This window comes from Amorphoplanes digitatis (genome assembly GCF_014205335.1).
GTDB lineage: Bacteria > Actinomycetota > Actinomycetes > Mycobacteriales > Micromonosporaceae > Actinoplanes > Actinoplanes digitatus.
In genome coordinates this window covers 2,378,596-2,403,267 of the sequence record NZ_JACHNH010000001.1, presented here as the reverse complement: position 1 = coordinate 2,403,267, position 24,672 = coordinate 2,378,596, and the positions used below count along the sequence as shown (strand labels likewise).

The 24,672-nt window shown below is 70.5% G+C and carries 17 protein-coding genes; 10 read left to right on the top strand and 7 right to left on the bottom strand.

Annotated features, from left to right (window positions below):
• The first annotated feature begins 51 nt into the window (after positions 1 to 51).
• Positions 52 to 1,671, top strand: a complete 1,620-nt coding sequence (locus BJ971_RS10430; protein ID WP_184991979.1) for a methyl-accepting chemotaxis protein — start codon at positions 52 to 54, stop codon at positions 1,669 to 1,671.
• Between the two features lie 6 nt (positions 1,672 to 1,677).
• Here the strand turns inward: BJ971_RS10430 and BJ971_RS10425 are convergent, their stop codons facing one another.
• Together BJ971_RS10425 and BJ971_RS10420 are read right to left on the bottom strand one after the other, a co-directional pair.
• On the bottom strand, positions 1,678 to 2,649 hold the full coding sequence (locus BJ971_RS10425; protein ID WP_184991978.1) for a pectate lyase family protein: 972 nt from the start codon (positions 2,647 to 2,649) through the stop codon (positions 1,678 to 1,680).
• Positions 2,646 to 4,229, bottom strand: coding sequence for a pectate lyase family protein (locus BJ971_RS10420; RefSeq protein WP_184991976.1), 1,584 nt, complete (start codon positions 4,227 to 4,229; stop codon positions 2,646 to 2,648). The genes BJ971_RS10425 and BJ971_RS10420 overlap by 4 nt, the downstream gene beginning before the upstream one ends.
• A 358-nt stretch (positions 4,230 to 4,587) precedes the next feature.
• Here BJ971_RS10420 and BJ971_RS10415 point away from each other — a divergent pair, with 358 nt between their 5' ends.
• Genes BJ971_RS10415 through BJ971_RS10405 form a run of 3 tightly spaced genes read left to right on the top strand, consistent with a single transcriptional unit; the run spans position 4,588 to position 7,219 of the window.
• Positions 4,588 to 5,547, top strand: coding sequence for an aldo/keto reductase (locus BJ971_RS10415; RefSeq protein ID WP_184991974.1), 960 nt, complete (start codon positions 4,588 to 4,590; stop codon positions 5,545 to 5,547).
• Positions 5,548 to 5,603: 56 nt separating this feature from the next.
• On the top strand, positions 5,604 to 6,167 hold the full coding sequence (locus BJ971_RS10410) for an RNA polymerase sigma factor (RefSeq protein ID WP_184991972.1): 564 nt from the start codon (positions 5,604 to 5,606) through the stop codon (positions 6,165 to 6,167).
• Positions 6,164 to 7,219, top strand: coding sequence for a hypothetical protein (locus tag BJ971_RS10405; RefSeq protein ID WP_184991970.1), 1,056 nt, complete (start codon positions 6,164 to 6,166; stop codon positions 7,217 to 7,219). The genes BJ971_RS10410 and BJ971_RS10405 overlap by 4 nt, the downstream gene beginning before the upstream one ends.
• Positions 7,220 to 7,233: 14 nt before the next feature.
• Here the strand turns inward: BJ971_RS10405 and BJ971_RS10400 are convergent, their stop codons facing one another.
• From BJ971_RS10400 to BJ971_RS10380, 5 genes are all read right to left on the bottom strand, one after another.
• Complete coding sequence (locus BJ971_RS10400) at positions 7,234 to 7,602, bottom strand: hypothetical protein (protein ID WP_184991968.1); 369 nt, start codon at positions 7,600 to 7,602, stop codon at positions 7,234 to 7,236.
• 47 nt (positions 7,603 to 7,649) lie between these two features.
• Entirely contained in the window at positions 7,650 to 14,093 is a 6,444-nt protein-coding gene (locus BJ971_RS10395) for an FG-GAP-like repeat-containing protein (protein ID WP_184991966.1), read from the bottom strand.
• 186 nt (positions 14,094 to 14,279) lie between these two features.
• A complete protein-coding gene (locus tag BJ971_RS10390; protein ID WP_184991964.1) occupies positions 14,280 to 15,377 on the bottom strand; it encodes a NucA/NucB deoxyribonuclease domain-containing protein in 1,098 nt (365 codons plus the stop codon).
• Positions 15,378 to 15,639: 262 nt separating this feature from the next.
• Entirely contained in the window at positions 15,640 to 16,167 is a 528-nt protein-coding gene (locus BJ971_RS10385; protein ID WP_184991962.1) for a pyridoxamine 5'-phosphate oxidase family protein, read from the bottom strand.
• Positions 16,164 to 16,832 carry a DUF899 domain-containing protein gene (locus tag BJ971_RS10380; protein WP_184991960.1) on the bottom strand — a complete coding sequence of 223 codons (669 nt, stop codon included), beginning with the start codon at positions 16,830 to 16,832 and terminating at the stop codon, positions 16,164 to 16,166. The genes BJ971_RS10385 and BJ971_RS10380 overlap by 4 nt, the downstream gene beginning before the upstream one ends.
• A gap of 111 nt (positions 16,833 to 16,943) precedes the next feature.
• Here BJ971_RS10380 and BJ971_RS10375 point away from each other — a divergent pair, with 111 nt between their 5' ends.
• From BJ971_RS10375 to BJ971_RS10350, 6 genes are all read left to right on the top strand, one after another.
• Complete coding sequence (locus BJ971_RS10375) at positions 16,944 to 17,396, top strand: winged helix-turn-helix transcriptional regulator (RefSeq protein ID WP_184991958.1); 453 nt, start codon at positions 16,944 to 16,946, stop codon at positions 17,394 to 17,396.
• A gap of 80 nt (positions 17,397 to 17,476) precedes the next feature.
• Positions 17,477 to 18,847: an outer membrane protein assembly factor BamB family protein gene (locus BJ971_RS10370; RefSeq protein WP_184991956.1), complete on the top strand. Its 1,371-nt coding sequence runs from the start codon at positions 17,477 to 17,479 to the stop codon at positions 18,845 to 18,847.
• 85 nt (positions 18,848 to 18,932) lie between these two features.
• Entirely contained in the window at positions 18,933 to 19,202 is a 270-nt protein-coding gene (locus BJ971_RS10365) for a hypothetical protein (RefSeq protein WP_184991954.1), read from the top strand.
• 201 nt (positions 19,203 to 19,403) lie between these two features.
• Positions 19,404 to 21,872 carry an excinuclease ABC subunit UvrA gene (gene uvrA, locus BJ971_RS10360; protein WP_239087086.1) on the top strand — a complete coding sequence of 823 codons (2,469 nt, stop codon included), beginning with the start codon at positions 19,404 to 19,406 and terminating at the stop codon, positions 21,870 to 21,872.
• Positions 21,873 to 22,293: 421 nt separating this feature from the next.
• A complete protein-coding gene (locus BJ971_RS10355) occupies positions 22,294 to 23,892 on the top strand; it encodes a GGDEF domain-containing protein (RefSeq protein ID WP_239087085.1) in 1,599 nt (532 codons plus the stop codon).
• Positions 23,893 to 24,370: 478 nt separating this feature from the next.
• A complete protein-coding gene (locus tag BJ971_RS10350) occupies positions 24,371 to 24,538 on the top strand; it encodes a hypothetical protein (protein ID WP_184991950.1) in 168 nt (55 codons plus the stop codon).
• The last annotated feature ends 134 nt before the right edge of the window (positions 24,539 to 24,672 follow it).

The following is a 24,672-nucleotide window of genomic DNA, read 5'->3' as shown; positions in this document are numbered from 1 at the left end:
TCGACAGGCAACCCCACTGGCGCAACGCGGCTGAGAGTCCAGGCGATGGCAATGACTGCTGAAGTAACGGTTACCCGCAAGCGGCCCGGCGCAGTGACTCGCTGGATCCTCAACCGCCGCCTGTACACCAAGATCCTCCTTGTCGTGGTCGTGCTGGCGACGGTGGGCGCCGGCGTCGGTGCCTTCGCGATAGTGCAGATGTCACAGCTCAGCGCCGCGGTCCACGAGCTGTACACCGGCAGCATCGTGCCCGGTCAGCACCTGGAGAAGATCGCCGTCGACATCGGTGTCATGCGGTCCGCGGTGCTCAAGCACGCCCTGACCACCTCGGACGCCAGCAAGGCCCGCTACGAGCAGGACATCAAGGCCGCCGACGCGACGTTCCAGCAGGATGTGCAGGACTACCAGAAGATCACCGCGGACCCCGCCCTGCTCAACCGGCTGGAAGCAGCGTGGCAGCGCTACCGCACCGCGCGGGACACCCACTTCCTACCCGCCAGCAAGCGCCATGCGGACGTGGAACAGATCCGCGACAGCGAGCTGGACCCGGCCGCGAAAGCGACTATGACCCACCTGAACGCACTGATCGCCGCCGAGAACGCCGAGGCCGCCGCCGCCGCCGTCGAAGCCGACCACCGGTACACCACCGCGCGCACGATCACCATCTCCGTGCTCGCTGTGGGCCTGCTGCTCGCCGGAACGTTCGGGCTGCTGGTGGCTCGCGGCCTGGCGCGGCGGGTACGCGCCTTGTCGGGAGTGATCCGCGCCATCGCCGACGGCGACCTGACCCGCAGTGTCGACGCGGACAGCCGGGACGAGATCGGACAAATGGCCGCCGAACTGCACCGCGCCTGTGGCACCCTGCGCACCACCGTCGGGCAGATCAGCGGCAGCAGTCAGACACTCACCGAATACGCCCAGCGGATGGCCTCCGCCAGCACCCAGATCGCCGGCACCGCCGAGCAGACCAGCGACCGAGCCGAAACGGTGTCGGCGGCGGCCGGACAGGTCTCGTCGAACGTCGACACCGTCGCGGCCGCCGTCGAGGAGATGACCGCCTCCATCCGGGAGATCGCGGGCAGCGCCACAGACGCCGCCGGGATCGCCCAGAACGCCGTCGCCGTCGCCCAGAACGCCAACGGCACCATGAGCAAGCTCGGCGCCTCGTCCGCCGAGATCGGCGACATCGTCAAGGTGATCACCTCGATCGCCGAGCAGACCAACCTGCTGGCGCTCAACGCCACCATCGAGGCCGCCCGCGCGGGCGAGGCCGGCAAGGGCTTCGCGGTGGTCGCCTCCGAGGTGAAGGACCTGGCTCAGGAGACCGCCAAGGCCACCGAAGAGATCTCCAGCCGCATCAAGGTCATCCAAACGGATACCAGTGCGGCGGTCACGGCGATCGGTGAGATCACGCATGTCATCGAACGGATCAACGGGTACTCGAACACCATCGCCTCGGCCGTCGAGGAACAGACCGCGACAACCAGCGAGATCGGCCGCAATGTCGCCGAGGCCGCAACCGGCGCCGCCAACATCACCGACACCATCACGGTGGTGGCCAAGGCGGCTCAGGACACCTACCTGGGTGTCGGAGAAACCCGCCAGACCGCGAACGAACTGTCCGGCCTCGCCAGCAAGCTACAGACCCTTGTCGGCCAGTTCACGGTGTGACGATCGTCAGGGCCGGCCCGCGCCGGCCCCGCCCGTGACCAGGCCCGGAACGCTCGCTGCGGCATCCAACGTGTACGCATAGAACGTCCGCGGCTCCACGACGGCACCGCCCGCCTCGCACGGCCCGGAGCCCACGAACACGTTGGCGCGCTGCACCAACCGGCCCGGGCCGCTGTCGGCGTACCCGCTCGTCGAGTGGCAGGGGAACGGCACCGTGGCGAAGTAGTTGCCCTCCACAAGCACTCCCGCGTTCTCGGTCGACGCGACGCCATAGAGCTCGTTGCCCCGGAAGTAGTTGTTGTAGACGTGCACCGGTTCGCCGAAGCGCACCCTCGGGTGACGCTGACGGGAGCCGTCGAAGAAGTTGTGGTGGATGCTGGCCTTCAGGTGCCCGATGTCGGTCGACGCGGCGCCGTCCGAGTGCCCGATCAGCATGCTCTTGTCGGTTCCGGCGAAGTGGTTCCAGGACACGGTCACGTAGTCGGCGCCGCGGACGATGTCGATCGAGCCGTCGACCGGTCGGACGAAGGTGTTGTGGTCGATCCAGATGTGGTGCGACTGCTGGCCGACGTTGACGGCGTCGTCCTCCGCGTTGGTGAACGTCAGGTTCCGCACGATCACGTTCGACGAGCGGTAGAAGTCGAAGCCGCCACCGGTGATGACCGCCGAGGAGCCGAGGCCCACGATCGTCTTGTTCGGCCGTACACCCTGTTTGCTGGTGATGGCGATGGTGCCCGACACCTGGATGGTCATCGGGCCGACCGTGTCGATCGCGGTGAGCAGTTCGTCGGTGGTGTCGACCGTGACGGTCGGCCCCGCGACGCCGCCGGTGGTGCCGGGCAGGCCCAGCGCCGCGACGGACGCGAAGCCGTCCGGGGCGGCGACCGCGGCGGCCGTTGCCGCCTTGGCCGTGCCGGCCAGACCGGTGGCGATCAGCACTGTGGTCAGCGCGTGGAGCGCGACGACGCGGCGGTTCATGACACCCTCCCCACGCCGGCGGCGCCGGTCACGATCGCCTTGACGGCGTTCGGGTCGTCCAGCGTGTACGCGTAGTACGCGCCGGCCTCCCGCACGGTGCCGGAGCAGTCGGGCGTCCCCGACTCGCCGGCGAAGACGTTGTTGCGGGCGACGCATCGGCCCGCCGGCCCGGCGTACGTGTTTGTCACCGGCTCCTCGACGTTCTCGAAGTAGTTGCCCTCGACCAGGCATCCGGCGTTGTTCTGGCAGGCCACGCCGGTGTCGGTGTTGTAGAAGTAGTAGTTGTTGTATACGTGCACCGGCTCGCCGAAGCGGACCCGCGGGTTGCGCTGTGGCGTCGCGTCGAACCAGTTGTGGTGGTAGCTGACCATCAGCCGCCCGGTGTCCTGCGCCCCGTTGGCGTCGTCGTGGCCGAGCAGCATGTTCTTGGTGTGGTGGTGGGTGTGGTTCCACGACACGGTCACGTACGACGAGCCGCGCTTGATGTCGATCAGGCCGTCGTAGCCCTGCGCCAGGTCGTTGTGGTCGAGCCACACGTGATGGGAGAACATCTGCACGTTGATGGAGTCGTCGGCGGCGTTGCGGAACGACAGGTTCTGGATGATCACGTTCTGCACGGCATTGGCCGGCGGCGACGTCACCGTCGAGACCGGCAGGCCGATGTTGAAGCCGCCGCCGGTGATGCCCGCGGTGGCGCCCACGCCGACGATCGACTTGTCCGATGCGACGTCGTACATGCCGGCCGGCAGGGCGATCGTGCCGCTGACGCAGATGGTGAGGGGCTCGGTACGCCCGATCGCGCCAAGTAGTTCGGCGGCGGTGTCCACCGCGACGGTGGCGCCGCCCGCGCCGCCGGTGGTGCCGTTGCGGCCGAGTGCGTTCACTGTCGCGAAGCCGGTGGGAGCTCCGGCGACACGGCAGTCGCCGGGGTCCGGCGGCGAGGTGGGCGGTGTCGTACCGGTCGGGTCGGGACCGGGTGCCGGGGTCTCCACCACCACGTCGTCAAAGGTGGCCGACGCGTAGGAGGTGACCAGGCCGATCCGCCCCGCGGCGAACGTCGAGTCCGTCGCCTGCACCACCTGGGTGCCGTTGACCGAACCGGCCAGCGTGGAGCCGGTCACCCGCAGCGCCAGGTCGTACCAGGTACCGGTGGTGACGCCGACCGCCGCGGAGCCGAGGGTCGTGACGGTGCCGTTCGCGACCCGCTGCAACTGCGCCGCGCCGCCACCGGTAAGCACGAGGGCGTAGTAGCTGCTCAACGTGGTGCTGCGCGCGGTGATCCCGACCGAGCGGGCGGACGTCGCGAAGGCGGTCGGCTTGACCCGGGCGCGCAGGGTGTAGTCGGTCCAGGCCAGGTCGCCGGCCTGTGTCTTGGCATTCGCGCCGGTGCTCGCCTGCCGGTAGGCCGGTGACCCGTCGCTGACCACCGACCAGCTGCCACCCGTCTTGGTCCAGCCGTTCGCGTCACCGTCATCGAAGGTGTCGCCGAAGAGGGCGGCGGCGAAGGCCGCATTCATGCCCGCGACCCCGATCAGTACGGTCAGCGCGGCGACGGCGCCCAGCAGAGGCTTCTTGCGCATGGCGGATTCTCCGTTTCAGGGCGACTCAATCCCCGGTGACGGGCGACGGCACTAAATGGCGCCCGATCGCGATATTGACGAGACGTCTATGAAAAACATAGGTATCGCTATCGACGTGAGTCAATGCTGCGGATGTGCAGGTCTGTTGCATGTGCCGCGCGCAGCATTCATTGACTCGACCACCGAACGGTCGAGAAGAACGCTTACGGTCCGGTTTGCGCCCGGACCGCTCTTCTGTTGTTTGCACCGGCATTTCCATCGGAAAGATCGTCTGCGCGGCGCCCCCGCAAAGCTTGCGCCGACTCTAGCCTCCTCGCCGGCTTGATCTGGAGCGCGCTCCAGGTCGTACGGTCGGTTCATGCAGACCAGAGACTTCGGACGGCTCGGCCGGATCAGCGCGCTGACCCTGGGTGGTGGCGGTATCGGCGCGGTCTGGGGTGACACCGACCGCGCGGAAGCGACCGCGACCGTGCACGCCGCCATCGACGCCGGAATCACCATGATGGACCTGGCGCCCAGCTACGGCGACGACCACGAGGCGGAACGCGTCGCCGGCGAGGCGCTACGCGCCAAACCCGCCCCAGAGGTGATGATCACGTCCAAGGTGCAGCTGCCGGACGACGAGCAGCGGGACTTCGCCGCCCGCATCCGCCGTAGCCTGCACGCCAGCCTGCGGCGACTGGGCCGCACCCACCTCGACCTGTTCCTGCTGCACACCCACCTGCGCCCGCGCGACGCGGCGGCGCCCAACCCACCGGACAACATCAGCTGGGAGCACTACCGCGGCGAGGTGGTCGTCGAGTTCGAACGGCTGCGCGACGAGGGCCTGATCCGGGCGTGGGGCATCACCGCCGTCGGATACCCGGCGACCGTACTCGACGCGCTGCGCGACACCCCACGCCCGGACGCCGCCCAGGTGATCGTCAACGCACTCGACCTCACCGGCGACCTGTGGCCGTTCGATCCGCAACCCCCGGCCAACGAGGACATCGCCGGAATGGCGAGCCAGAACGGTGTCGCGGTAAGCGCCATCCGCGTGGTGGCCGCGGGTTCGCTCACCGCCGGACTGGATCGCCCGATCCCGGCGGACCACCCGGCCGCCCTGGACTACGTCCGCGCCGAGCCGTTCCGCAAGCTCGCCGCCGAACTCGGTGAGACCCCCGCGGCCCTGGCGCACCGCTACGCGCTCACCGTCCCGGGCGTCGCCACCGTCGTTCTGGGCGTCAAGAACCGCGCGGAACTGGCCGAGTGCGTAGCCGCCGAAGCGCGGGGCCCGCTCACCACGGAGGAGTTGCGCGCCATCCGCGCGCTGCGTTGACCGGAAGGCTCCGGTACGGCCTGTAACGATTCGGGCCGGTGCGGACATGATGAGATGTGAGCTCTGCGAACGAGGACGAGGATCGCTTCCGGCGGGTATACGCCGCGCACTTCGCACCGCTGCTGGCGTACGCGCTGCGCAGGGTCGCGCAGCGCGAGGACGCGGCCGACGTGGTCGCCGAGACGTTCCTGGTCGCCTGGCGCCGATGCGCCGAGATGCCGCCGGGCGAGGAAGCGCGGCTCTGGCTATACGGCGTGGCCCGGCGGGTGCTCGCCAACCATCATCGCGGTGGCGTCCGCCGGGAACGGCTCGGCGAGCGGCTGCGGCACCGGCTCACCGCGACGACCCACGACCCGGCGGCCGAGGTGGGTGAGCGGCTGGCCGTCCAGTCGGCGCTCGGCAGGCTCGGTGAACTGGACCGTGAGGTGCTCACCCTGACCGTCTGGGAGGGTCTGCAACCGCGTGACGTGGCCGCGGTGCTCGGCATCCGCCCGGCGGCCGTCCGGACCCGGCTGAACCGGGCCCGGACCCGGCTGCGCCGGCTGCTCGGTAACGATCTCGCCGTACCCGGACATGTGCTGGGTGTCGTGACCGCACCCGCCGCGAAGGAGGACCGATGACCGACGAGCAGCTCGATCGCCTGATCCGGCTCGCCGACCCGGCACCGGCCGGCCCGCATCTCCACGGGGCCGACCGGGACCTGTTGGAGGAGATCGTGTCTGAGCCCCGTCCGGCCTTCCGCCGTACCATCACCAGCCGCGCCGCCGCGTGGCTGACCGCCGCCGCCGTCCTCGTGGGCCTGCTGACCGTGTCCATCGCGCTGCGCGACCGCTCCGGTGAGCCGGCGGCCGCCCCGGCGCCGGCCTCCGCGCCCGCCTCGCCGTCCGAGCCCATCGAGATCGACCCGGTGCTGTGGATCCACGAGCCCGGCTGGGTGGCGAAGTCGGTGTACGGGTTCGCCACCGACGGAACCGGAACCGTGGCGTACGTCCGCGGGCAGCGGCAGCTCGAGTTCACCTGGTACCCGGCCGATCAGTACGAGAGCTACTACACCGACCGGCTCGACGTCAGCGCCCCGCGGGCGGTGACCGTCGCCACCTCACCGGGGAGCCTGTTCACCTACAGCGACTCCGACTTCGCGGTGATGCTCCAGGCGCGCGACGGAACGTTCGCCGAGCTGCGGACCAGCGGGCCGTGGACCCGGGCGGCGTTCGACCAGGTGCTCACCAAGGTCGAGCGGGTCGGCGTGCGGACCTGGCAGGCGTCGCTGCCGAAGACGGTGGTGACGCGGGACCGTGCCGCCGCGGTGGCCGCGGACATGCTGGCCGACGTGCCGCTGCCGCCCGGCTTCGACGAGGCCGCGTTGACCGGACTCGGCACCAATGACCGCTACCAGTTCGCGGCGCAGATCACCGGGCGGGTCGGGTGCGGCTGGATCCGGGAGTTCCGGCGCGCCACCGAGGCGGACGACACCGCCGGGCGGCAACGAGCGTCCGAGGCGATGCGCGGCAGCCGGCAGTGGGCGATCCTCCGCGAGATCGACGCCGGGGGTGCCTGGTCGAGCAGCTTCTGGGAGCTGGCCGACAAGATCGCCGCAGGAAAGATGCCGGAAATGAACACCTATCAGATCGGTACCGAGCCGCCGCGCGCCGTCGATCCGCTGTGCGAGTGACACGGTTGAGTCATTCAGCTCAAGGCACTCAACCGGTAGCCGTCGACAAGCAGTCGAACCACCTTGTTGAGCTGTACCCGGTCGGTCAGTTCCCGAAGTGCGAGGAACGTGTCTCGCCGGACATCCAGCATCGAGACCGTCGGCTCCAGGTCTCGATCGACGAACCAGACATGACATCGCCATGTCTCAGGACGAGTGGCCGGACCGCCATTCCTGATGGTGGGGATCAAGATCGCCTTCGTGTCCGCGGCCACCTGCGAGGCCAGAGCCACCTCGGAGCTCCATGTCGCCGACGATCCGTCCACCCTGGCCTCGGAGTGCATCCTGACCAGCTCGGCCACGCCGGCCACCCTGACGCTGAAAGACGGGTCGTCGACCGCCATCCTCGACTCTTGACGAATTTCCGATGAACTCACGTCCGGATCCATTCTCAGTACCAGAACCCGTCGCTCGGCAACTCGCGCTGATACTGGTCGATGCGAACACGCGTCCACGGGGTAATGGCACTGTCGGGGTCATTCATGCGCCGCTGAAGCTCTTCAATTCTGTGGTGACCGTTCATGATAGTGCCGTCCTTGGTCACCAATACGGCACCGCCGTCAGCCGGATTGTTGAAAGACCTCAGTAGTTCGTCGTCGCTGAGCTTGCGGAGCTCGGCGGCCTGGCCCGGATTGGTTCCGTGGATCGGCCTGAGGTTGCCCAGCTCGCCGGCCTCGAGGCTGCCATTTCCGGTGTTCGGGGCGGCGCCGGACTTCTCACCCGAGCCGGCCGGGCCGTCCGGTCCCGATGAGCCACCCGATCCGGCCGGGCCGTCGCCGGTGTCCCGCTTGCCCGCGTTCAGCGTGGACTGGAGCATGAGGTTGAAGCCCATGCCGACGTTCGTCACGCCGACGACCGTCATGTACTCGCCCGCGGCGACCAGACCGACGGCCGGCACGACGCCGCCGCCGGTCAGGACCAGCCCGCCCGCGGCGGTCGGTGGGCCGCCGGCCGCCATGAATCCGCCGCTGAGCATCTGGCCGACGCCGCGACCGAACTGGAAGTTCTGCGTCGGCTTGCCGAGGCCCCAGGCGAGGTCGAGCACCAGGTGGTTGATCGCCCCGTTGGGCAGCACGCCCTCCGCGAGGCCCCACCCGAAACCGCTGATCGTGTCCTGTAGCCCCTGCCAGAAGTTCCGGGCCCACTCCTCGTGCAGCACGGCGAGGCCGCCGTCGCCGTCGTCCGGCGCGAAGCCGGTGGGATCCGACCAGGTCAGCGGGTTGTTGCCGGCGTAGGAGTACGGCTCCAGCAGGTCAGCCGCGGGAAGCCCAGGCTTCGTTGCCGATTGCGAGCCGGCCCGGATGCGGTCGACCAGGCCGCCCTGCGGCGACCCGACCCCGACCAGAGCGGTCAGCGCGGGGTCGGCGGAGATGAACCGGCCGAGCTTCGGATCGTAGAAGCGGCCACCGAGGTCGATCAGGCCGGTGCCGGCGTCCTGGCGCCGGCCACCGTAACCGCGCTCGCCGGTCGCCTCCGCCGCGGCCAGCTCCACCGGGGCGCCGAACATGCCGAAGGTCTGCCGGTACGCGGACCCACCCGCCGCGTCGCTGCCGTCCAGCAGGGAACCGCCGTTGTCCGCGTGGCCGTAGTACACGCGCTCGGCCGCGGCCGGGCCGGTCGCCGGCTCCGCCCGCACCACCTGAGCCACGACGCGGCCGCCGACGCTGACGCTGTAGCGGTGCTCGACGCTTCCGGAAGCCCGGTCCCGGCGGCGCTCGTAACCGGGCAGATATTCGGTGACCGCCTCGGGCGTGCGGCGGACCACCCGCCGCTCGTCGGCGTCGTAGTCGAACTCGGTGACCGCCCGGTCCGCGCCGGTCTCGATCCGCGACGGCAGGTTGACCGGCGTGTACGCGATCCGCTGCACCGTGCCGGCGACGTCCGGCCCCGTGCGGAGGATCTGGTTGCCGGCGGCGTCGTACTCGTAGCTGTTGGCGCCGGCGGTGCGCACCACGTGCGGCCGCGCGTACCCGTAGTCCCCGATGCCGCGCTGCGCGGTGATGCCGCCGTCGCCGCCGAAGCCGAACTCCTCGACGACCTTGTCGCCGGCCTTGGCCTGCCAGGCCCGGTTCAGCCCGTCCGGCACGTAGGAACGGCTGCGTTCGCCGCGGACCCGGTCGTTGACCTCCAGCAGGTTGCCGGCCTTGTCGTAGCGGTAGACGAGACCCTGTAGGCGGGTCCTGTCGCGCTTGACCTCGATGCCTTCGCGGTTACCGCTGACCGGCTCGAAGTCGTACCTGACGCGGACCCCGTTGCCGAACCGCTCGTCGGTGATCCGGTCGCCGCGGTCGGTTCCCACGTAGGTCCAGTAGGCCTGCTTGGTCGCGTAGTCGCGTACCTCGGTCGGGTTGCCGGCGGTGTCGTAGCCGTACTCCACCTCGAAGCCGCGGCCCGCCGACGCCGGATAGCGCACCCGGGACAGCCGTCCCGCGTCATCCTGATCGAATTCGGTGCGGAAGGTGCTGCCGCCGATGACGCGTTCCTCGGCGTCGGGCAGGCCGCGGTTCGCCGCGGTGCAGATCGCCGGGTCGGCCGGGCCGCAGGGCCGCGGTGCCGTGACGGGCTCGTAGAAGTATCGGGTGAGATGGCCCTGCGGCCCGGCCGCCTCGGTGAGCTTGCCGATCGCGTTGGGTCCGGGCCCGTCGTAATGCCAGCTCGCGGTGCCGCGGGCGTCGAGCCGCGACACCGTACGGCCGAGCTTGTCGTAGCCGTAGGTGGTGGTGCGCTGTTCCGGGTCGGTGTGCGTCAGCACCTCGTCGAAGGCGGTGTAGGTGTAGCTGTGCCTGCCGGTGGCCGGCGACTCGACCGTGTCGACGCGGCCGTACTGATCGGGCGAGAAGCGGGTGACCGCGCCACCGGGGTCGATGATCGATTCGAGGGCGCCGAAGCCGCCGTACTCGAGCTGGGTCACCGCGTCCCCGTCGACGCGGGCCACCGGGGCGCCGGTGTCGTCGCGCACCTCCACCTGCCGGTGGCTGAGCGGATCGATGACCGCGACGGCGGTCGCGGCGGCGGTCCTGATGCTCGGCCGCCACTTCGGCGCGGACGGCACCTCATCGGGCGACGCGTAGCGGAACTTGGTCACGGTGGAGTCCGAACGCGAGTGCGCCGTGACCCGGCCCAACGCGTCGTAGACCGTCCAGCTGGTGCCCTCCGGCTTGTCGCCCGGCCCGTGCGGCAGGGACACCTCGAGCGGACGGTCGGCCCAGTCGTAGCTGGTCTCGGTGAGCATCCTGGCGCCGGCGTAGCCGTCCCGGCCGCTGACCACGGCGCGCCCGAGCGAGTCCGCGTCGGAGGTGGTGATCGCGCCGCCCGGCGCGGTGACGGTGGTGCGGGTCCGGGCCCGCGGGTCGCCCTGGTCGTCGTTGTCGACGCGCGTGTAGCGGGTGACGGTGTCACCGAGCGGCCCCCGGTCGCGGACCACCCGGCCGAACCCGTCGTAGGCGTACCGCCGCACCACGCCGTTGGGGTCCACCACCACCAGCGGCTGCCCGGTCACCGGGTCGCCGCGCACGGTGCTGACGTGGCCCTCGGCGTTGACGGTACGGATCGGCAGCAGGCCGCGGTCGTCGTAGCGGGTCTCGTCACGACGCTGCTTCCCGGCCGGCGCCCCGCGTTCGCCGGCGGCGGTCAGTGTCACGTTGCCGAACTCGTCGTGGTCGGTGTCGGTGACCAGCCGGCGTGCCGGATCGTCGGGTTCCCTGGTCGTCACGTCGCTCAGCCCACGGTCGTCCCAGGTGCTGAGGGTGACCCGCTGCGAGGCGGCACCCCCGCGCTGGTGCCGCACTGTGAGCAGGTGCGGCCGGTCCAGCAGCCACCGCGTACGCAGCGCGGCGCTCGCGTCGTACTCGACGGTGGTCTCGATCTGCTCGACCGGCTCGCCCCGGCCGTTCTGGTGTTTGACGACGGTGCTTGTGGGGTTGCCGTCGCCGTTGACCGCCACGGTGGTGCCGACGCCGCCGACCCGGCGGCTCGACCCGCCGTCCACGGGAGCCATGGTGGTCGTCTGCTCGGTCGACGGGACCGTCACGAACGGCCGGCCGGCCGCCGAGATCCGCACCTCGGGACGGCTGACGGTGGTGACCGTCCGGCGCTCGGACCGCGGATCGGTCAGGCCCTGCCGCACCGGCGCCGACACCGTGGTCTGCTCCAGGACCTGTTCGTGGAACGGGTACCACTGCCGAACGGTGGTGTCCGGCTCGGTGTCGTGGAAGACGTCGTTGCCGTACCGGCGGGTGATCGTGTCGCCGCGTTCGTCGTCGGTGGCGCCGAAGCTCTGCTCGACCCGGCGGCCGACGCCGAGGGATCCGCGGCCGTACCAGCCGACCCGGGCGTCCTCATAGCGGAACGTGGTGCGGCGGACCCGGCGCCAGACGGTGTCGTCCACGCCGACCGGGCCGTCGCGCTCGGCGACCTGCACCGTGACGGCGCCGACCAGCGGGCCGACCCGGGCGCGGCACCAGCTCTGCCGGGTCTTGCAGTCGGCGGTACGCCGGTAGACCCGCTCGCCGTCCACCGCGGCCGAGTAGTCGAAGACCACGCTGCGGCCGACACCGTCGAGCACGGACGTGAGCAGGTTGCCGCGGGCGCTGTCGCCGTAGCGGACCACCATGCGCAGTCCCTCGGTGGGGCCGTCGCGCAGCCCCGGCTCGTCGACGGCGGTGATCAGGTCCGGGCTGTCGTCGCCGTCGACGTCGGCGGTCAGCGGTGACACGCGGTAGGCCAGGCTCCACTGCGCGGCCTCGGCCGGTTCGAATCCCGCACCCCGCGCGGAATACAGCACCCAGCGCAGCCGGTTCGGCTGGTCGGCCCGGCCGTACGGCAACAGCAGGTCGTCGCGGCCGTCACGGTCGAGGTCGCGCGTGACGGCCCGGCGGAACGAGTACGCGCTCAGCTCGTGCCAGGCCCAGTCCGGCCGCTTCTCGAGGACCCTGGTGGCCGGCCCGAAACCACGCCCGGTGTTGAGCCGCAGGGTGACCAGGCCGTCATCCAACCGCAGAGCGTCCGCCAACCTGTCGCCGTTGGCGTCCAGGAACCGCAGCTGATGCTGTCCGGCCAGGGGAACGTCGTGGTTGACGGCGACCGGGAGATCTCCGTTGCCGGTGTGCTCCTGCGGCCCGTCGAACACCAGGCCGGTGTCCTTCCACACCGCGGCGTTCGGACCGATCACCAACGACTTCCACGACTCCTGGAAGTCGGCGGCCTTCGGGCTGCCCTTGCGGATCGACACCAGCAGGTTGGCGATCCCGTCACCGTCGACGTCCACGAAAGCGGGCTGCCGCTCACACGCGGCCCAGCTCGGCGGATAGCCGTTCTCGCCGAGAGGGAAGAGGATCGGAAGGGTACGCGCCGGATCGAAGCCCTTGCCGGGGCCTCGCCCGAATCGGATGACCGGGGTCCTTGTCTTGTCCCCGCCGCAGACGACAAGGTCGGTGAGGCTGTCGCCGTTGAGGTCGGCGGGCCAGACCCAGAGCGGGTACTTGGTGGTACTTGCCGCGTCGACCTCGACGGCTTGGAAACCCTTGTCCGTCGCGACGAACACCTGGATGTAGTCGGTGCCTCCGCCGCAGGTGTTCAGCAGGTCGTCACGACCGTCGCCGTCGTAGTCGAACACCGCGGCCTGCGACAGGCAGGTGAGTTTGGGTGGCCGGCCGTCCGAGGGATGGGCGTTCGCCGCGGTGACGGTCGTGACGGTGAAGGGTGCGTCGCGGCGGCCGGTCGCCAGCGCCAGCGTCCAACGCGGATTCGCCCAGCATTTCGTGTCGAGCGTCCCCCGGCAGAACGAGAAGTCGCGTTCGTTGACGGGGTTGAGCACATCGTCACGCCCATCGCCGTTGGCGTCGAGCACGATCGGATTGTCGTAGCGGGAGTTGTCCCAGTTGAACCACCACGGCACCGCCGGGCCCTTCGCGGACTCGCCGGCGAAGACGTCGGTGTCGCGGTACCGGAAAGAGGTGCCGGGTTTGCACACCTCGCCACCGGCGTCGTCGGTGCATTCGCGCACCCGCTCGACCCGGCTCGCGCCGTCCCGCTTGGCGTAGTCGATGCGCCAGCGGCGGCTCACCCTGTCGTCGACCGCCGTGGCGATCCAGGTCATCCGCTGCGTACGGCGGCTCAGCTGTCCCGGCGCCGAGTAGCCGGCCAGCGTGTCGGTACGCGGCTCGTACCCGAAGCGGACCCACCGGTCGTGCCCCGTCTCACCCGACGGCCCACGGTGACCGCCGTAACGCAGCTGGTAGGGCGCCGGCTCGTCGCAGGGCTGCCCCGCACCGGGGCACTCCCGGCGGTACTCGACGTCGATGTGGTTGCCGCTCTGGTCGCGGATCTCCTGCAACAGCCAGCGGTACCGTCGGCCGTCGGCGCTCAGCAGCGCGTTGTCGGCGAACCCGTACCGCAGGACCCGGCCGTCCCTGCCCCACACCTCGAAACCCTGCGGGCCCGCGGCGTCGGCGCTCCCGTGCGCCACCACGCGGTGGAAGCTGTCGACCTCGGTACGGAACTCGTCGCCCTGCGTCCGGACGAGCGGCCGCCCCGACAGGCACAAGCCGTCCGGACGACCGAATTCGTCGCCGACGGGCTGCGGGAAGCCGCCGGCCTGAGCGTGACCCTGCGGGCAACGGCGCACCTCGGAGAGGCCGGTGAGGCTCCATCCGATGCCGAGCAGGCCGTCGCCGGCTCCGGGCTCGGAGTGCAGGCCGATGTCCGGGCGCAGGCCCGCCACCCCTGGCGGCGCGTCGACGGGGATATCGAAGACGGCCCGGCCGTCGTCGGTCACCGAGTGCGACCCGGCGACGGTACCGACGGCGGCGCTCGCCTCACGCGGTAACGAGGCCACCTGTTCGGCGGTGAACCCGTTGGCAGCGGTCGCAGGCGGCGCCGCGTGTCCGGCCGGAACATCGAGGAGGGACGCGACCAGCAGAGCGGCGGCACCGGCCCAACGGCGTGATGGAATGGTGGGCTCCCAACTCAGGCGTACAGGCGGCCGGCAACGTAACACAGTTGATCAATAAAGGGCCGGCCGTCAGAACGTGGTGATCTCCACCCAGAAGGCGTCGTTGCCGAGGATCCGGTTCCTTCGGTAGAACTGGCCGAGGTCGCTGCCGGCCCTGGAGTTGTCCCGCGCGTCGACCATCCGTCGGCTGAAGTCGCCGGCGCCCTCCATCGCGGCGCCCTGCGAGGTGGAGGCGAAGGGGTACTCGTCGCAGCTCTTGCCGGTCGGCCGCGGCAGCGACCTCGGGCAGGCCGCCTCCCGGTTGGCGGCGATGTTGGTGTCGCTGGTGGTGCGCCGCAGCTTGGTGCCGCCGGGTTGCAGTCCCCAGTGGTGGGTGGTGGTCGCCTGGGTGTCACGGATGTGCTCGGCGGTCTCGTTCACCCGGTCGTCGGCGAGGCTGAGCGTGAACGTCGGCTCGAACTCGGCGTACACGCAGCCACCGTTCCTGGTGTTGTCGATCACCGTTGAGGAGTCGCAGCGCACCGTCGGCAGTTGATACGGCCGGACCGTCTCCGAGACGGGGATCTGCGGGTTGCGGGACGCGAACGTCACGCTCGTCTCCTGCGCGGTCTCGGCATTGCCGGGGCCTTCCGACTCCGGCTGGTACACCACCGTCTTGGGATCTCCGACCGTGACGTTGCGCGGCAACGTGAGCCCGTCGGCGTCACAAAGGTCGTCGCAGGTCAGGCCCGGCGTGATGACCACGCCGCTGGCCAGCTCGCCGACGGCCGACAGCACATCGAGCGTGAACTCGTGCCGCCATTTGCGAGCGGTGTAGCGCAACTCGCTCGCCTGGGTGATCTGGATGACCGCCGTGCCGACCAGCGTCCCCTCCGGCATCCGGAAGATGTCGTACTGATACCGGTTCATCACGCACGCATGGAGCCGGTCCTTGCTCACCACGCCGAGCACGCACGGCACCGGCGAGTCGGCCACGGCGGCCGCCGCCGTGGTACCCGTCGAAAGCTCGGTAACGCAGGTCACCGTCGGCTGCCCGCGGGTGGGCGCGAGGCAGCCGGACGGCAGCGCCGCGGCGACCTCGACGGCCGACACCACCGCGATGCCGCCGCCGGCGACCAGGCCGACGGTGACCGCCGCCACCCGACGCCACCAAACGTTGTTCCTCATTGGATGTGTACCTCCCCCGGCACCTGTTCAGCTGCCGCGCCACATGGTGCGGCTCCGGGACGGCCGGTCACATCCGAGCCGGCACGGACCTTCCGCAGCGGACCGGGATACGTGCACACCCGGATGCGCGAGGGCGGGCGGCCCGCAAGGATGCGACGGCCGCGGGCGGCGGTACGTGATCAAGCGCGGTTGCGGCAGATCCACGGCGCGACCGGGCCGCCGTTGCCGCCGGCGGCAACGGACGGTCTCCACCGACGGTTTGTCAGGTGCGGTTGAACCGCCACCGGGTAGCGGTCAGCCCGTCCGCGCCGTAGCCGAAGGCCTGGACCGGGGAGATCTCGTAGAAGGCGTACTGGGGCGAACCAGGCAGGCTCTCGTCGTGGACTCGGCCGTCCCGGATGCCGAAAGTCCAGCCGTACTTTGTCGCGAAGGCGGCGGCGACCCGGCGCAGCGCGGTGTCACCGGTGACTTCGTGCGCTTCGCCGTTGATCACCAGGTCGAGGTCTTCGCTGCTCACGGTGATGACGCTGTGCGGGTTGCGGGCCAGGTTTCGGCTCTTACGGGAGTTCGGGCGACTCGCAACGCACGGCGCCCCGTCCACCAGTACCGGCATCACCGGCGCGGCATGCGGACGGCCGTCCGGTCGTACCGTGGACAGCCAACACTTGTGTGCCGACCGTAGGCATGCCAATGCCTGACTCCAGGGCTTGAGGGTCGCCACGTCGGTGTTGAACGGTGTCGCATCCTCCGGCCCGAAGAGCAGCTCCGCGATCGGTGTGCCGGCTGTCATGACGGATCCTTCGACGTGTCGTACTCGTCGTGCAGCCGCCACCACTGATAGGGCCGGGTCTGCGGCCAACCCTGCGGCGAGTCCTCCCAGGTCTCCTGTCGGCCGTACGGCGTCAGGTCGAGGAAGGTCCAGTGGCTGCCGAGCCGTTCCACGCCGCGGGCGGTGGTGGAGTAGGTGCGGAAGACCCGGTCGCCGGCGCGGAGGAAGACGTTCAGCGCGAACCCGTCGCCGGCACCCATGTCGGCGTTGAAGCTGTTGTTCAGCGACGAGTACCAGGGCAGGTCCCAACCCATTCGCCGCCGCAGCGCGAGCAGCTCGTCCAGTGGGCCACGAGACACCAACGCCAGGGTGACATCACGGGCGTTGAGGTGGGCGAGGTGTCCGACATTGTCGGTGAACAACGAGCAGCCGGGGCAGACATGGTCGGCGCCGTGCCACATGAAGGTGTACACGATGAGCTGACGGCGGCCCTGGAACAGGTCGGCCAGACCGGCCGGCCCGTCCGGGCCCTCGAACACGTAGTCGTGCTCGACCGGCGTCATCGGTAGTCGGCGACGCGCCGCGGCAACCGCGTCCAGCTGGCGGGTGAGTGCTTTTTCGCTGACCTGCAGGGTGTTCAGCGCGGCTTGCCAGTCGTCGGTCGGCACGATCGGTGGATGGCTCATAGGGCCTCTTCTCGGCTCATCCGTGGCCTAGTTAGTTCCTTGAGGGAACTGACTAGGGCGACGTTAACAGAGTCCGTTCCTTGAGGGAACCATCTTGCGTATCGTGGCTTCATGCAGCGAACGCAGTTCGGCGCCATGGCGTGCTCGATCGCCCGTACCCTCGACGTCATCGGGGAGCCGTGGTCGCCGCTGATCCTGCGAGACGTCTACGCCGGCACGAACCGCTTCGAGCAACTCCAGCGGGGCCTCGGCATGTCCCGCAAGGTGCTCGCCGAGCGGCTGAACTGGCTGGTCGTCCAGGGTGTGCTGACCCGGCGTGAGTACTCCTCCCGGCCGGTGCGTCACGAGTACCTGCTCACCGACAAGGGCACAGAGCTGTGCGATCTGCTCCTGGTCATGGTGCGGTGGGGCGACCGGTGGACGGCAGGCGAGGCCGGCCCGCCGGTCCTTTACCGCCACCACGCCTGCGGCAAGACCAGCCATGTGGAACTGCGGTGCTCGGAGTGCGAACAACCCATGCACGCTACGGACATCGACCTGCTGCCCGGCCCCGGCGCCGCGTAGGCCGGACGAGTCCTCGAGCCGTACCATGGCGCCGACCGGCTCGCCTGCCGCGAGTCGACCGGTGAGCTGGTGGTGTGGGCGTGCCGGCGAAAGGACTGAGCGTGGCGCTGATCGAGCTGAGCCCCGAGACCCCGGCTCCGCCCGCCGCAGCCGCGCCGCCCGCCTCCTACTACCGCCGGGCCGGCCTCGTGCTGACCGCCCTGCTGCTGCTCGCACTCGGCGGGGCCGCACCGGCCCGATCGGTGCTTTTCAGGCGCGCCGGCTCGGTGCCGCTGCCCGCCAACGGCGACTTCCAGCTGGTCGGCGGCATTCTCTACACGATGGATCCGGCCGCCGGCCGGCGCGTGCTGACGGCCTGGCAGCCCGCGCCGATGCGGCGGCTGTGGAGCCACACCGGCGGCACGGCCGAGGACCCGCTCTACGTGAACGCGGCCAGGGATCCGTTCGACGTGGTCGCGGCCACGGACGGCTTCACCGTGCTGCGCGAGGGTCGCGGCATCACCGTGCTCGACACGCGGACCGGGGTGGTCCGATGGACGTCGCCGGGTGGCGTGCAGCCGGTGGACGACCGGATCGCGCTCGTCGAGGAGGAGATCTTCCGGCCCGGCACCGAGTACGACGCCGAGTCCGGCGATCCGGACCAGCTCTACGCCACCGACACCGGAACGCTGCACACCGAACCGCCGCAGCGCACCGAACTGCGCGGCGTCGAGCTGGCCACCGGCGGAACGCTGTGGTCACGGAGCCTGACCGGCTCCGTGACCACCACCTGGAGGGGCGCACCGGAGAACGTCGTCGTGGTGCTCACCCCGGACAAGCTGACCGTGCTGTCGCCGGCGACCGGCGCGGTGCTGCGGGAACGGCCGGTGCCGGCGCTCGACGGCGAGCGGGCCACGGCGGGCGAGGTCGTGGGCGACTCGGTCCTGGTGTATCACGGCTCGTACGGCACGGGCGGGCCGGTCACCGCGTACGCCCTGGACAGCCTGGCCGAGCGCTGGCGGCAGAACCAGCCCGACCCGGAAGGCAACTCGGCCAACTGCCCGGGACTCATCTGTACGCGGACCAGCGACGAGCTCATCGTGCTGGACCCGCGCACCGGCGCGGAGCGCTGGCGGATCGCCGACACCGACGTGGTGGCGTTCGGCCCCGGCGCGGTGCTGGAGGTGCGGGCGCCGGGCCGCCCGCTGCGCACGGCCGACGCCGGCGCCGGGCGGCCGCGGACGGACCTGTCACGGTGGCAGTCGTACTTCCCGGTCGAGGGCGGCGGAGCGTACGTGCTCAGCCGCCTGGAGCACGACCGCGGCACGGTCTTCGGGCTGCTGCGACAGGACGACGCGGCGGTGCAGCCGCTCGGCAGGTGGCCGGACACGACGGTGCAATGCCAGGCGGCCCCGGCCCTGCTGGCCTGCCGGGTGCCCGAGGCCATCGAGCTGTGGGCCATGCCCCGCTGACCTCCGCGACCTCGCACGACGGGTTTGGTGCGGTGACGCGCATGGGTAAACGCGCCGTGCCATCGTCGTTGTTAAGGAGCGCCCCGTGCAGGAGCCGCAGGTCATTCTGGACCCGACATCGCTGAGCCCGGTCGAGGAGAAGCTCCGCCTCCCGCTCGAAGACCAGCTGACCTCGGCCCTGCGCGCCGCGATCGACGAGGTCACCGCCGAGTACGCCGGCGAGACGGTGGACGCGGTAACCGCGACGTTGCTGGAGCGGACCCGCGCCGCGCTGCACCCGGACATCGCCGCGGGCTTCGAGCCCGACCTCGACGAACTACGGCGAGTCGCAGAGGCGATCGTCCGCACGCCCTGAGGGGGGTCAGCGGCCTTCTGGTCTTGCCAGCCGTCGGGCTCGGGGTGGTATCCGTAGGCGGCGGCCCGTACCGATTCTTCGTCTTCGAGTCCGGAGCCGATCGCGCCGCCGACAGATCTTCATACCCGCGAACCCGGCGCCGAGGTGAGGGGAGCGCACGTGGCGGTGATTCGGCGCCGCCGAACAGGGTAAGCAGAAATGGTGAAAAACACCGTTAATGACCGGTTCGTGTGCGTCCGGGGTGCCGCCGAGCACAACCTTCGGAACGTCGACGTCGACATTCCCCGCGATGCCATGGTCGCCTTCACCGGCGTCTCCGGTTCGGGCAAGTCCTCGCTGGCCTTCGGCACGCTCTACGCCGAGGCGCAGCGCCGGTACTTCGAGTCCGTCGCGCCGTACGCCCGCCGGCTGTTGCAGCAGGTCGGTGCGCCGCACGTGCAGGAGATCACCGGCCTGCCCCCGGCCGTGGCCCTGCAACAGCGTCGCGGGGCACCCAGTTCGCGGTCGACGGTCGGCACCATCACCACGCTGTCCAACCTGCTGCGGATGCTCTACTCGCGCGCCGGAACCTACCCGCCGGACGCACCGCGGCTGGAGGCCGAGGCGTTCTCCCCCAACACCGCGGCCGGCGCCTGCCCACGGTGTCACGGACTGGGCGTCGTGCACGACGTCGCCGAGGACCTGCTCGTCCCGGACCCGTCGCTGAGCATCCGCGACGGCGCCATCGCGGCCTGGCCGGGCGCCTGGCAGGGCGCCAACCTGCGCAGCGTCGTGAACGGCCTGGGTATCGACATCGACAGACCGTGGCGCAAGCTCAGGAAGAAGGAACGGGACTGGCTGCTCTACACCGACGAGCAGCCGTCCGTCCTCGTCGCGCCCGAGCGTGACCGCATCGATAGCGGCTACTACGGGAAGTTCTGGAGCGCCCGCCGGCATGTCATGCACGTGCTCGCCGACTCCAAGAGCGACCGGATGCGCGAGCGGGCGATGCGGTTCGTCCGGAGCGTGCCCTGCCCGGCGTGCCACGGCAGCGGCCTGCGCCCGGAGGCGCTCGCGGTGACCTTCGCCGGCCGTACCATCGCCGACGTCAACGCGATGCCCCTCGCCGCCGTCGTGACGCTCCTGCGGCCCGCCGCCGGGTTGTCCGGGGCCGGGGCTGCCACGCCGACCGCCCGGTCCGGGGAGACGACCGAGGTCGCGGTCCGACTCTGCGCCGACCTGGTCGCGCGCGTCGAGGTGCTGCTCGACCTCGGCCTGGGGTATCTCAGCCTCGGGCGCCGCTCGACGACGCTGTCGCCCGGCGAGGCGCAGCGCCTGCGTATCGCCACCCAGTTGCGTTCGGGGCTGTTCGGGGTCGTCTACGTGCTCGACGAGCCCTCCGCGGGCCTGCACCCGGCCGACGCGGAGCCGCTGCTGGACGTGCTGGACCGGCTGAAGGCGGCGGGCAACTCGCTGTTCGTCGTGGAGCACGACATGGACGTGGTCCGGCGGGCGGACTGGGTGGTCGACATCGGCCCCGGCGCGGGCGAGAGCGGCGGACGCGTGCTTTACAGCGGTCCGGTCCCCGGCCTCGAACAGGTCGAGGAGTCGGCCACCAGCCGGTACCTGTTCGGCCGTGCCGAGCCGCTCGACCATCGCCCGCGTACGCCCCAGGGCTGGCTGCACCTGCGCGGCGTCTCCCGCCACAACCTGCACGGCGTGTCCGTCGACGTGCCGCTGCGGGTGCTGACCGCGGTGACCGGTGTGTCCGGTTCCGGGAAGTCGACGCTGGTCACGCAGGTGCTCGCCGAGGTCGTGCGCGGCCACCTCGGGCTGGCGAGCGACGAGCCCGACGAGGCGGAGCTCGACGTCGACGTGCGGGACGCGGCGGGGCTCGACTCGTTCGACCGGCTGGTCCGGGTCGACCAGCGGCCCATCGGCCGCACCCCCCGGTCCAATCTGGCCACGTACACCGGGATGTTCGACGCGGTCCGCAAGCTGTACGCGGCGACGGACGAGGCGCGGGCGCGCGGGTACGCGGCCGGGAGGTTCTCCTTCAACGTCGCGGAGGGGCGGTGCGAGACCTGCCAGGGCGAGGGCTTCGTCGCGGTCGAACTGCTGTTCCTGCCCGGGACCTACGCGCCGTGCCCGGCCTGCCACGGCGCGCGGTACCACGCGCAGACGCTGGAGGTGACCTACCGCGGCAAGAACATCGCGGATGTGCTGGCGATGTCCGTCGACGACGCCGCCAAGTTCCTCGCCGACGTCCCGGCCGCCTCCCGGAGCCTCGAGACGCTAAGGGAGGTGGGACTGGGCTACCTGCGGCTGGGCCAGCCGGCGACCGAGCTCAGCGGTGGCGAGGCCCAGCGCATCAAGCTCGCCACCGAGTTGCAGCGGGCCCGTCGCGGCCACGCGCTCTACCTGCTCGACGAGCCGACCGCGGGGCTGCACCCCGCGGACATCGCGCTGCTGCTGCGGCAACTGCACCGGCTCGTCGACGCCGGCAACACCGTCGTCCTGGTCGAGCACGACCTGGACACGATCGCCGGCGCCGACTGGGTCATCGACCTCGGCCCGGGCGGTGGGGACGCGGGCGGCCAGGTCGTCGCGACCGGCCCTCCCGCCACGATCGCCGAGGCCGGGGACAGCGCGACCGGGCGCCATCTGGCGCGCCGCCTCGAACGCTCCTGAACGGGTCACCGGTCCAGCCGGTGCGGGAGCGAAAGACGGAGGTGTTTCCTCAGAACCTGCCGCCTGCGGCCGATGATGACAGTGAAGGACAACCCCATCAAGGGGCAGCCCGGAGTGAGACGGGGTGGTTGGTGGTTTACCGCGATGTGCCTAAGCCGAGCCCGCCCCTGTACGGATGCGGCACCTGCACGTTCGCAGGCGCTATCCGCCTCCTCCAGGGGCGGGCCTCGGTGCGTTTGGGGCAGCGCAATGCGCGGTGGCTGTCAGTCTTGTAGGCCGCTTCTGAGCAGTCGGCATCTCCGCCGATCCACCGCAATTCACGAAGCGCTCGACGACTACCGCCGGCGGCCCGCGTTCGTCGGCCGCCGGATTGCTTCAGCGTGGCGCCGCTCTGGCCGATGAGACGGCTGGAGGTGCAACGTTGGACGGCAGTGCGATGAGCGCAGCGGAAGTCTCGGCTGCCCTGCTGGCGATCGAAGACGAGGTCATCCGGGACGCCGAGGCCGGCTCCCGCGCCGCAGCCGATCTCGAACAGCAGGCCATGGCACTCGGCGACGAGACGCTCGTAGCGCGTGCTCGACTCTGCCGAGCCAACCTGCTCCTGCGCGGCGGAGACATCGCCGGGGGTGCCCGGGAGATTTATGGCATCCACGCATGGGCCGCCCGGCACGGCGACCGCCTCCTCCAGGCCCGGACCCATCTCGCCTGCGCGAACCTCGCCCGGCTTTCCGGTGATGAGGCCAAGAGCCTGGATCACTCGCTGAGCGCGGTCGAGCTGCTCGATGAAACCGCCAGCCCGTACGTGCAGATCCGACACCAGACCAAGCTGGCCGACGCGCTCGCTCGCAGCGGCGCGATCGACGCGGCCCGGCTGCGCTTCCGCCAGGTCGAGGTGCTGGCCGGGGAAACACAGCAGTGGGACCGGCTGGGTATCGTGCTCAACAACTGGGCTTACGCCGAGTACACCGCCGGCGACTTCCCGCGGGCTCAGGACGTGGCCCGCCGGCTGATGGAGCACGCCGATGCGCACGGCGTCGAGCTCGACCCGACGGAGCTGGACACGATCGGCTCGATCCAGATCGCGAACGGCGAGTACGCCCAAGCCGAGCAGACGATGCAGTTGTGCATCGCCCGCTACGAGGCCGGGTTCAGCGACGACGCCGACGACATGGCCGAATTTCTGCTCACTCTGGCCGGCGCGCAGCGCGGCCTGGGCGCGACCGGCCGAGCCCAGGCCAGCCTGGACGCGTCGCGCGCTCTCTGCCAACAGCGCGAACTGCACCAGATCATGGTCCGGGTACACGAGGAGCAGGCCGAGTTGCACGCTGCGCGCGGTGACTACGCGCAGGCGTTCGCCGCGCAGAAGGAGTGCTTCTCCGCCCAGGAAAGCCTCCGCTCCCGGCAGGGGGAGGCCCAGGCGCAGAGCCGGTATGCGATGTTTGAAACCACCGAGGCCCTCCAGGAGGCTGAGCGTTTCCGCGAGGAAGCCCGCCGCGATCCCCTGACCGGCCTGCGAAATCGCCGCTACATCGACGAAAACCTGCCGTCCCTGCTCGTCGCGGACCCTGCTCCGGCGGTGGCGATCACCGACATCGACCACTTCAAGCGAATCAACGACGAGCTGTCCCACGACACCGGGGACAAGGTGCTCGTACACGTGGCCGACCTGCTCGAGACCGGCCTGGCCGCCGTCGCCCCGCAGGGGTTCGTCGCCCGCCTCGGCGGGGAGGAATTCCTGCTGATCTTGCCCGCCACCCCCGTTGCACTCGCAACCGCGAAACTCGACGGCATCCGGCAGGCCATCAGCGAACACGACTGGCGCGGCCTCACCGGCGGCCTGCCCCTGACCCTGAGCATCGGCGTGGCCGACGTGAACGAGATCTCGCCGCCCAGCCTGGCCGCCGTCCTGTCCGCCGCCGACCGCAATCTCTACGCCGCCAAGCGCGAAGGACGCAACCGCGTCGTCGCCGGAACACCGCCGGAACCCCTCGTCCGCGCCTACCGCGACCGCCCGGTCTGAATCCGCTCCTTCCCCCACTCGTCGCCCGCACGGTCTCCGGTCAGGCTCAGACCGCGATCCGTAACGCCCAACGCGGAACTCGCCATCGCGGGCCAGCCGCGGCGCGGCAGGTTCAGCCATACGTCGAGCCATGCGTTTCAAACGCCCAGACAAGCGGCTCTCGCACCGGTCCTATCCAGACAGTCGGCGCGAACACGGGATCGGTCGCGCACTGAGCGCGGCGCAGCACCGCTCCTGCTGATCAAGAAGCAGGTCGACCTCCGGCGCCACCGACCCGCGTGAAGCACTGAGCCGGGTCGACCTCACCCTGATCAGCCGACGGGAATGATCCGTGCTCTCGACCATCTCTATCGGCTGCGCTGCTGGTGCGCGGAACGCAGCTGATCTGTGATCTGAACGGCCGGCACCAGCCACCCACTGTCAACCGCCAAAGATCGACAGGCGAGACTAAGGGGACGCCTCACCTGTGGAGCCCATGATGCTGCCGTCGCACGACCAAGAACCGATCCGTCTCGGCCAGACCAAATCCGGCGAGTCGATCGTCATCCGGCCACGGAGGCTGGTGACCGCCCTCCTCGCCTCCGCCGCCGTCACCTTCGTTGTGGTCGTCGCCGCCTTCCTGTACGGGTTCTTCTACACGTCCTGACACGCCCGCACCGCGGTCGCCTACCGGCAGGGCAAGCCGACCGCGACGAACGCCGCCGGCAGCGCCAGGCTAGGAATCCTGATCGTCGCCAACCTGGCGATCCCAGCCGATAGCACAGGCCCGGATCCCCTGCG

What these genes read in the sequence shown, in the direction of transcription:
- BJ971_RS10405 (WP_184991970.1), top strand. Translation starts at nt 6,164, where the DNA reads ATGACCGACGAGCAGCTCGATCGCCTGATCCGGCTCGCCGACCCGGCA.
- BJ971_RS10430 (WP_184991979.1), top strand. Translation starts at nt 52, where the DNA reads ATGACTGCTGAAGTAACGGTTACCCGCAAGCGGCCCGGCGCAGTGACT.
- BJ971_RS10390 (WP_184991964.1), bottom strand. Translation starts at nt 15,377, where the DNA reads ATGAGGAACAACGTTTGGTGGCGTCGGGTGGCGGCGGTCACCGTCGGC.
- BJ971_RS10425 (WP_184991978.1), bottom strand. Translation starts at nt 2,649, where the DNA reads ATGAACCGCCGCGTCGTCGCGCTCCACGCGCTGACCACAGTGCTGATC.
- BJ971_RS10385 (WP_184991962.1), bottom strand. Translation starts at nt 16,167, where the DNA reads ATGACAGCCGGCACACCGATCGCGGAGCTGCTCTTCGGGCCGGAGGAT.
- BJ971_RS10420 (WP_184991976.1), bottom strand. Translation starts at nt 4,229, where the DNA reads ATGCGCAAGAAGCCTCTGCTGGGCGCCGTCGCCGCGCTGACCGTACTG.
- BJ971_RS10415 (WP_184991974.1), top strand. Translation starts at nt 4,588, where the DNA reads ATGCAGACCAGAGACTTCGGACGGCTCGGCCGGATCAGCGCGCTGACC.
- BJ971_RS10400 (WP_184991968.1), bottom strand. Translation starts at nt 7,602, where the DNA reads ATGGCGGTCGACGACCCGTCTTTCAGCGTCAGGGTGGCCGGCGTGGCC.
- BJ971_RS10350 (WP_184991950.1), top strand. Translation starts at nt 24,371, where the DNA reads ATGCTGCCGTCGCACGACCAAGAACCGATCCGTCTCGGCCAGACCAAA.
- BJ971_RS10380 (WP_184991960.1), bottom strand. Translation starts at nt 16,832, where the DNA reads ATGAGCCATCCACCGATCGTGCCGACCGACGACTGGCAAGCCGCGCTG.
- BJ971_RS10375 (WP_184991958.1), top strand. Translation starts at nt 16,944, where the DNA reads ATGCAGCGAACGCAGTTCGGCGCCATGGCGTGCTCGATCGCCCGTACC.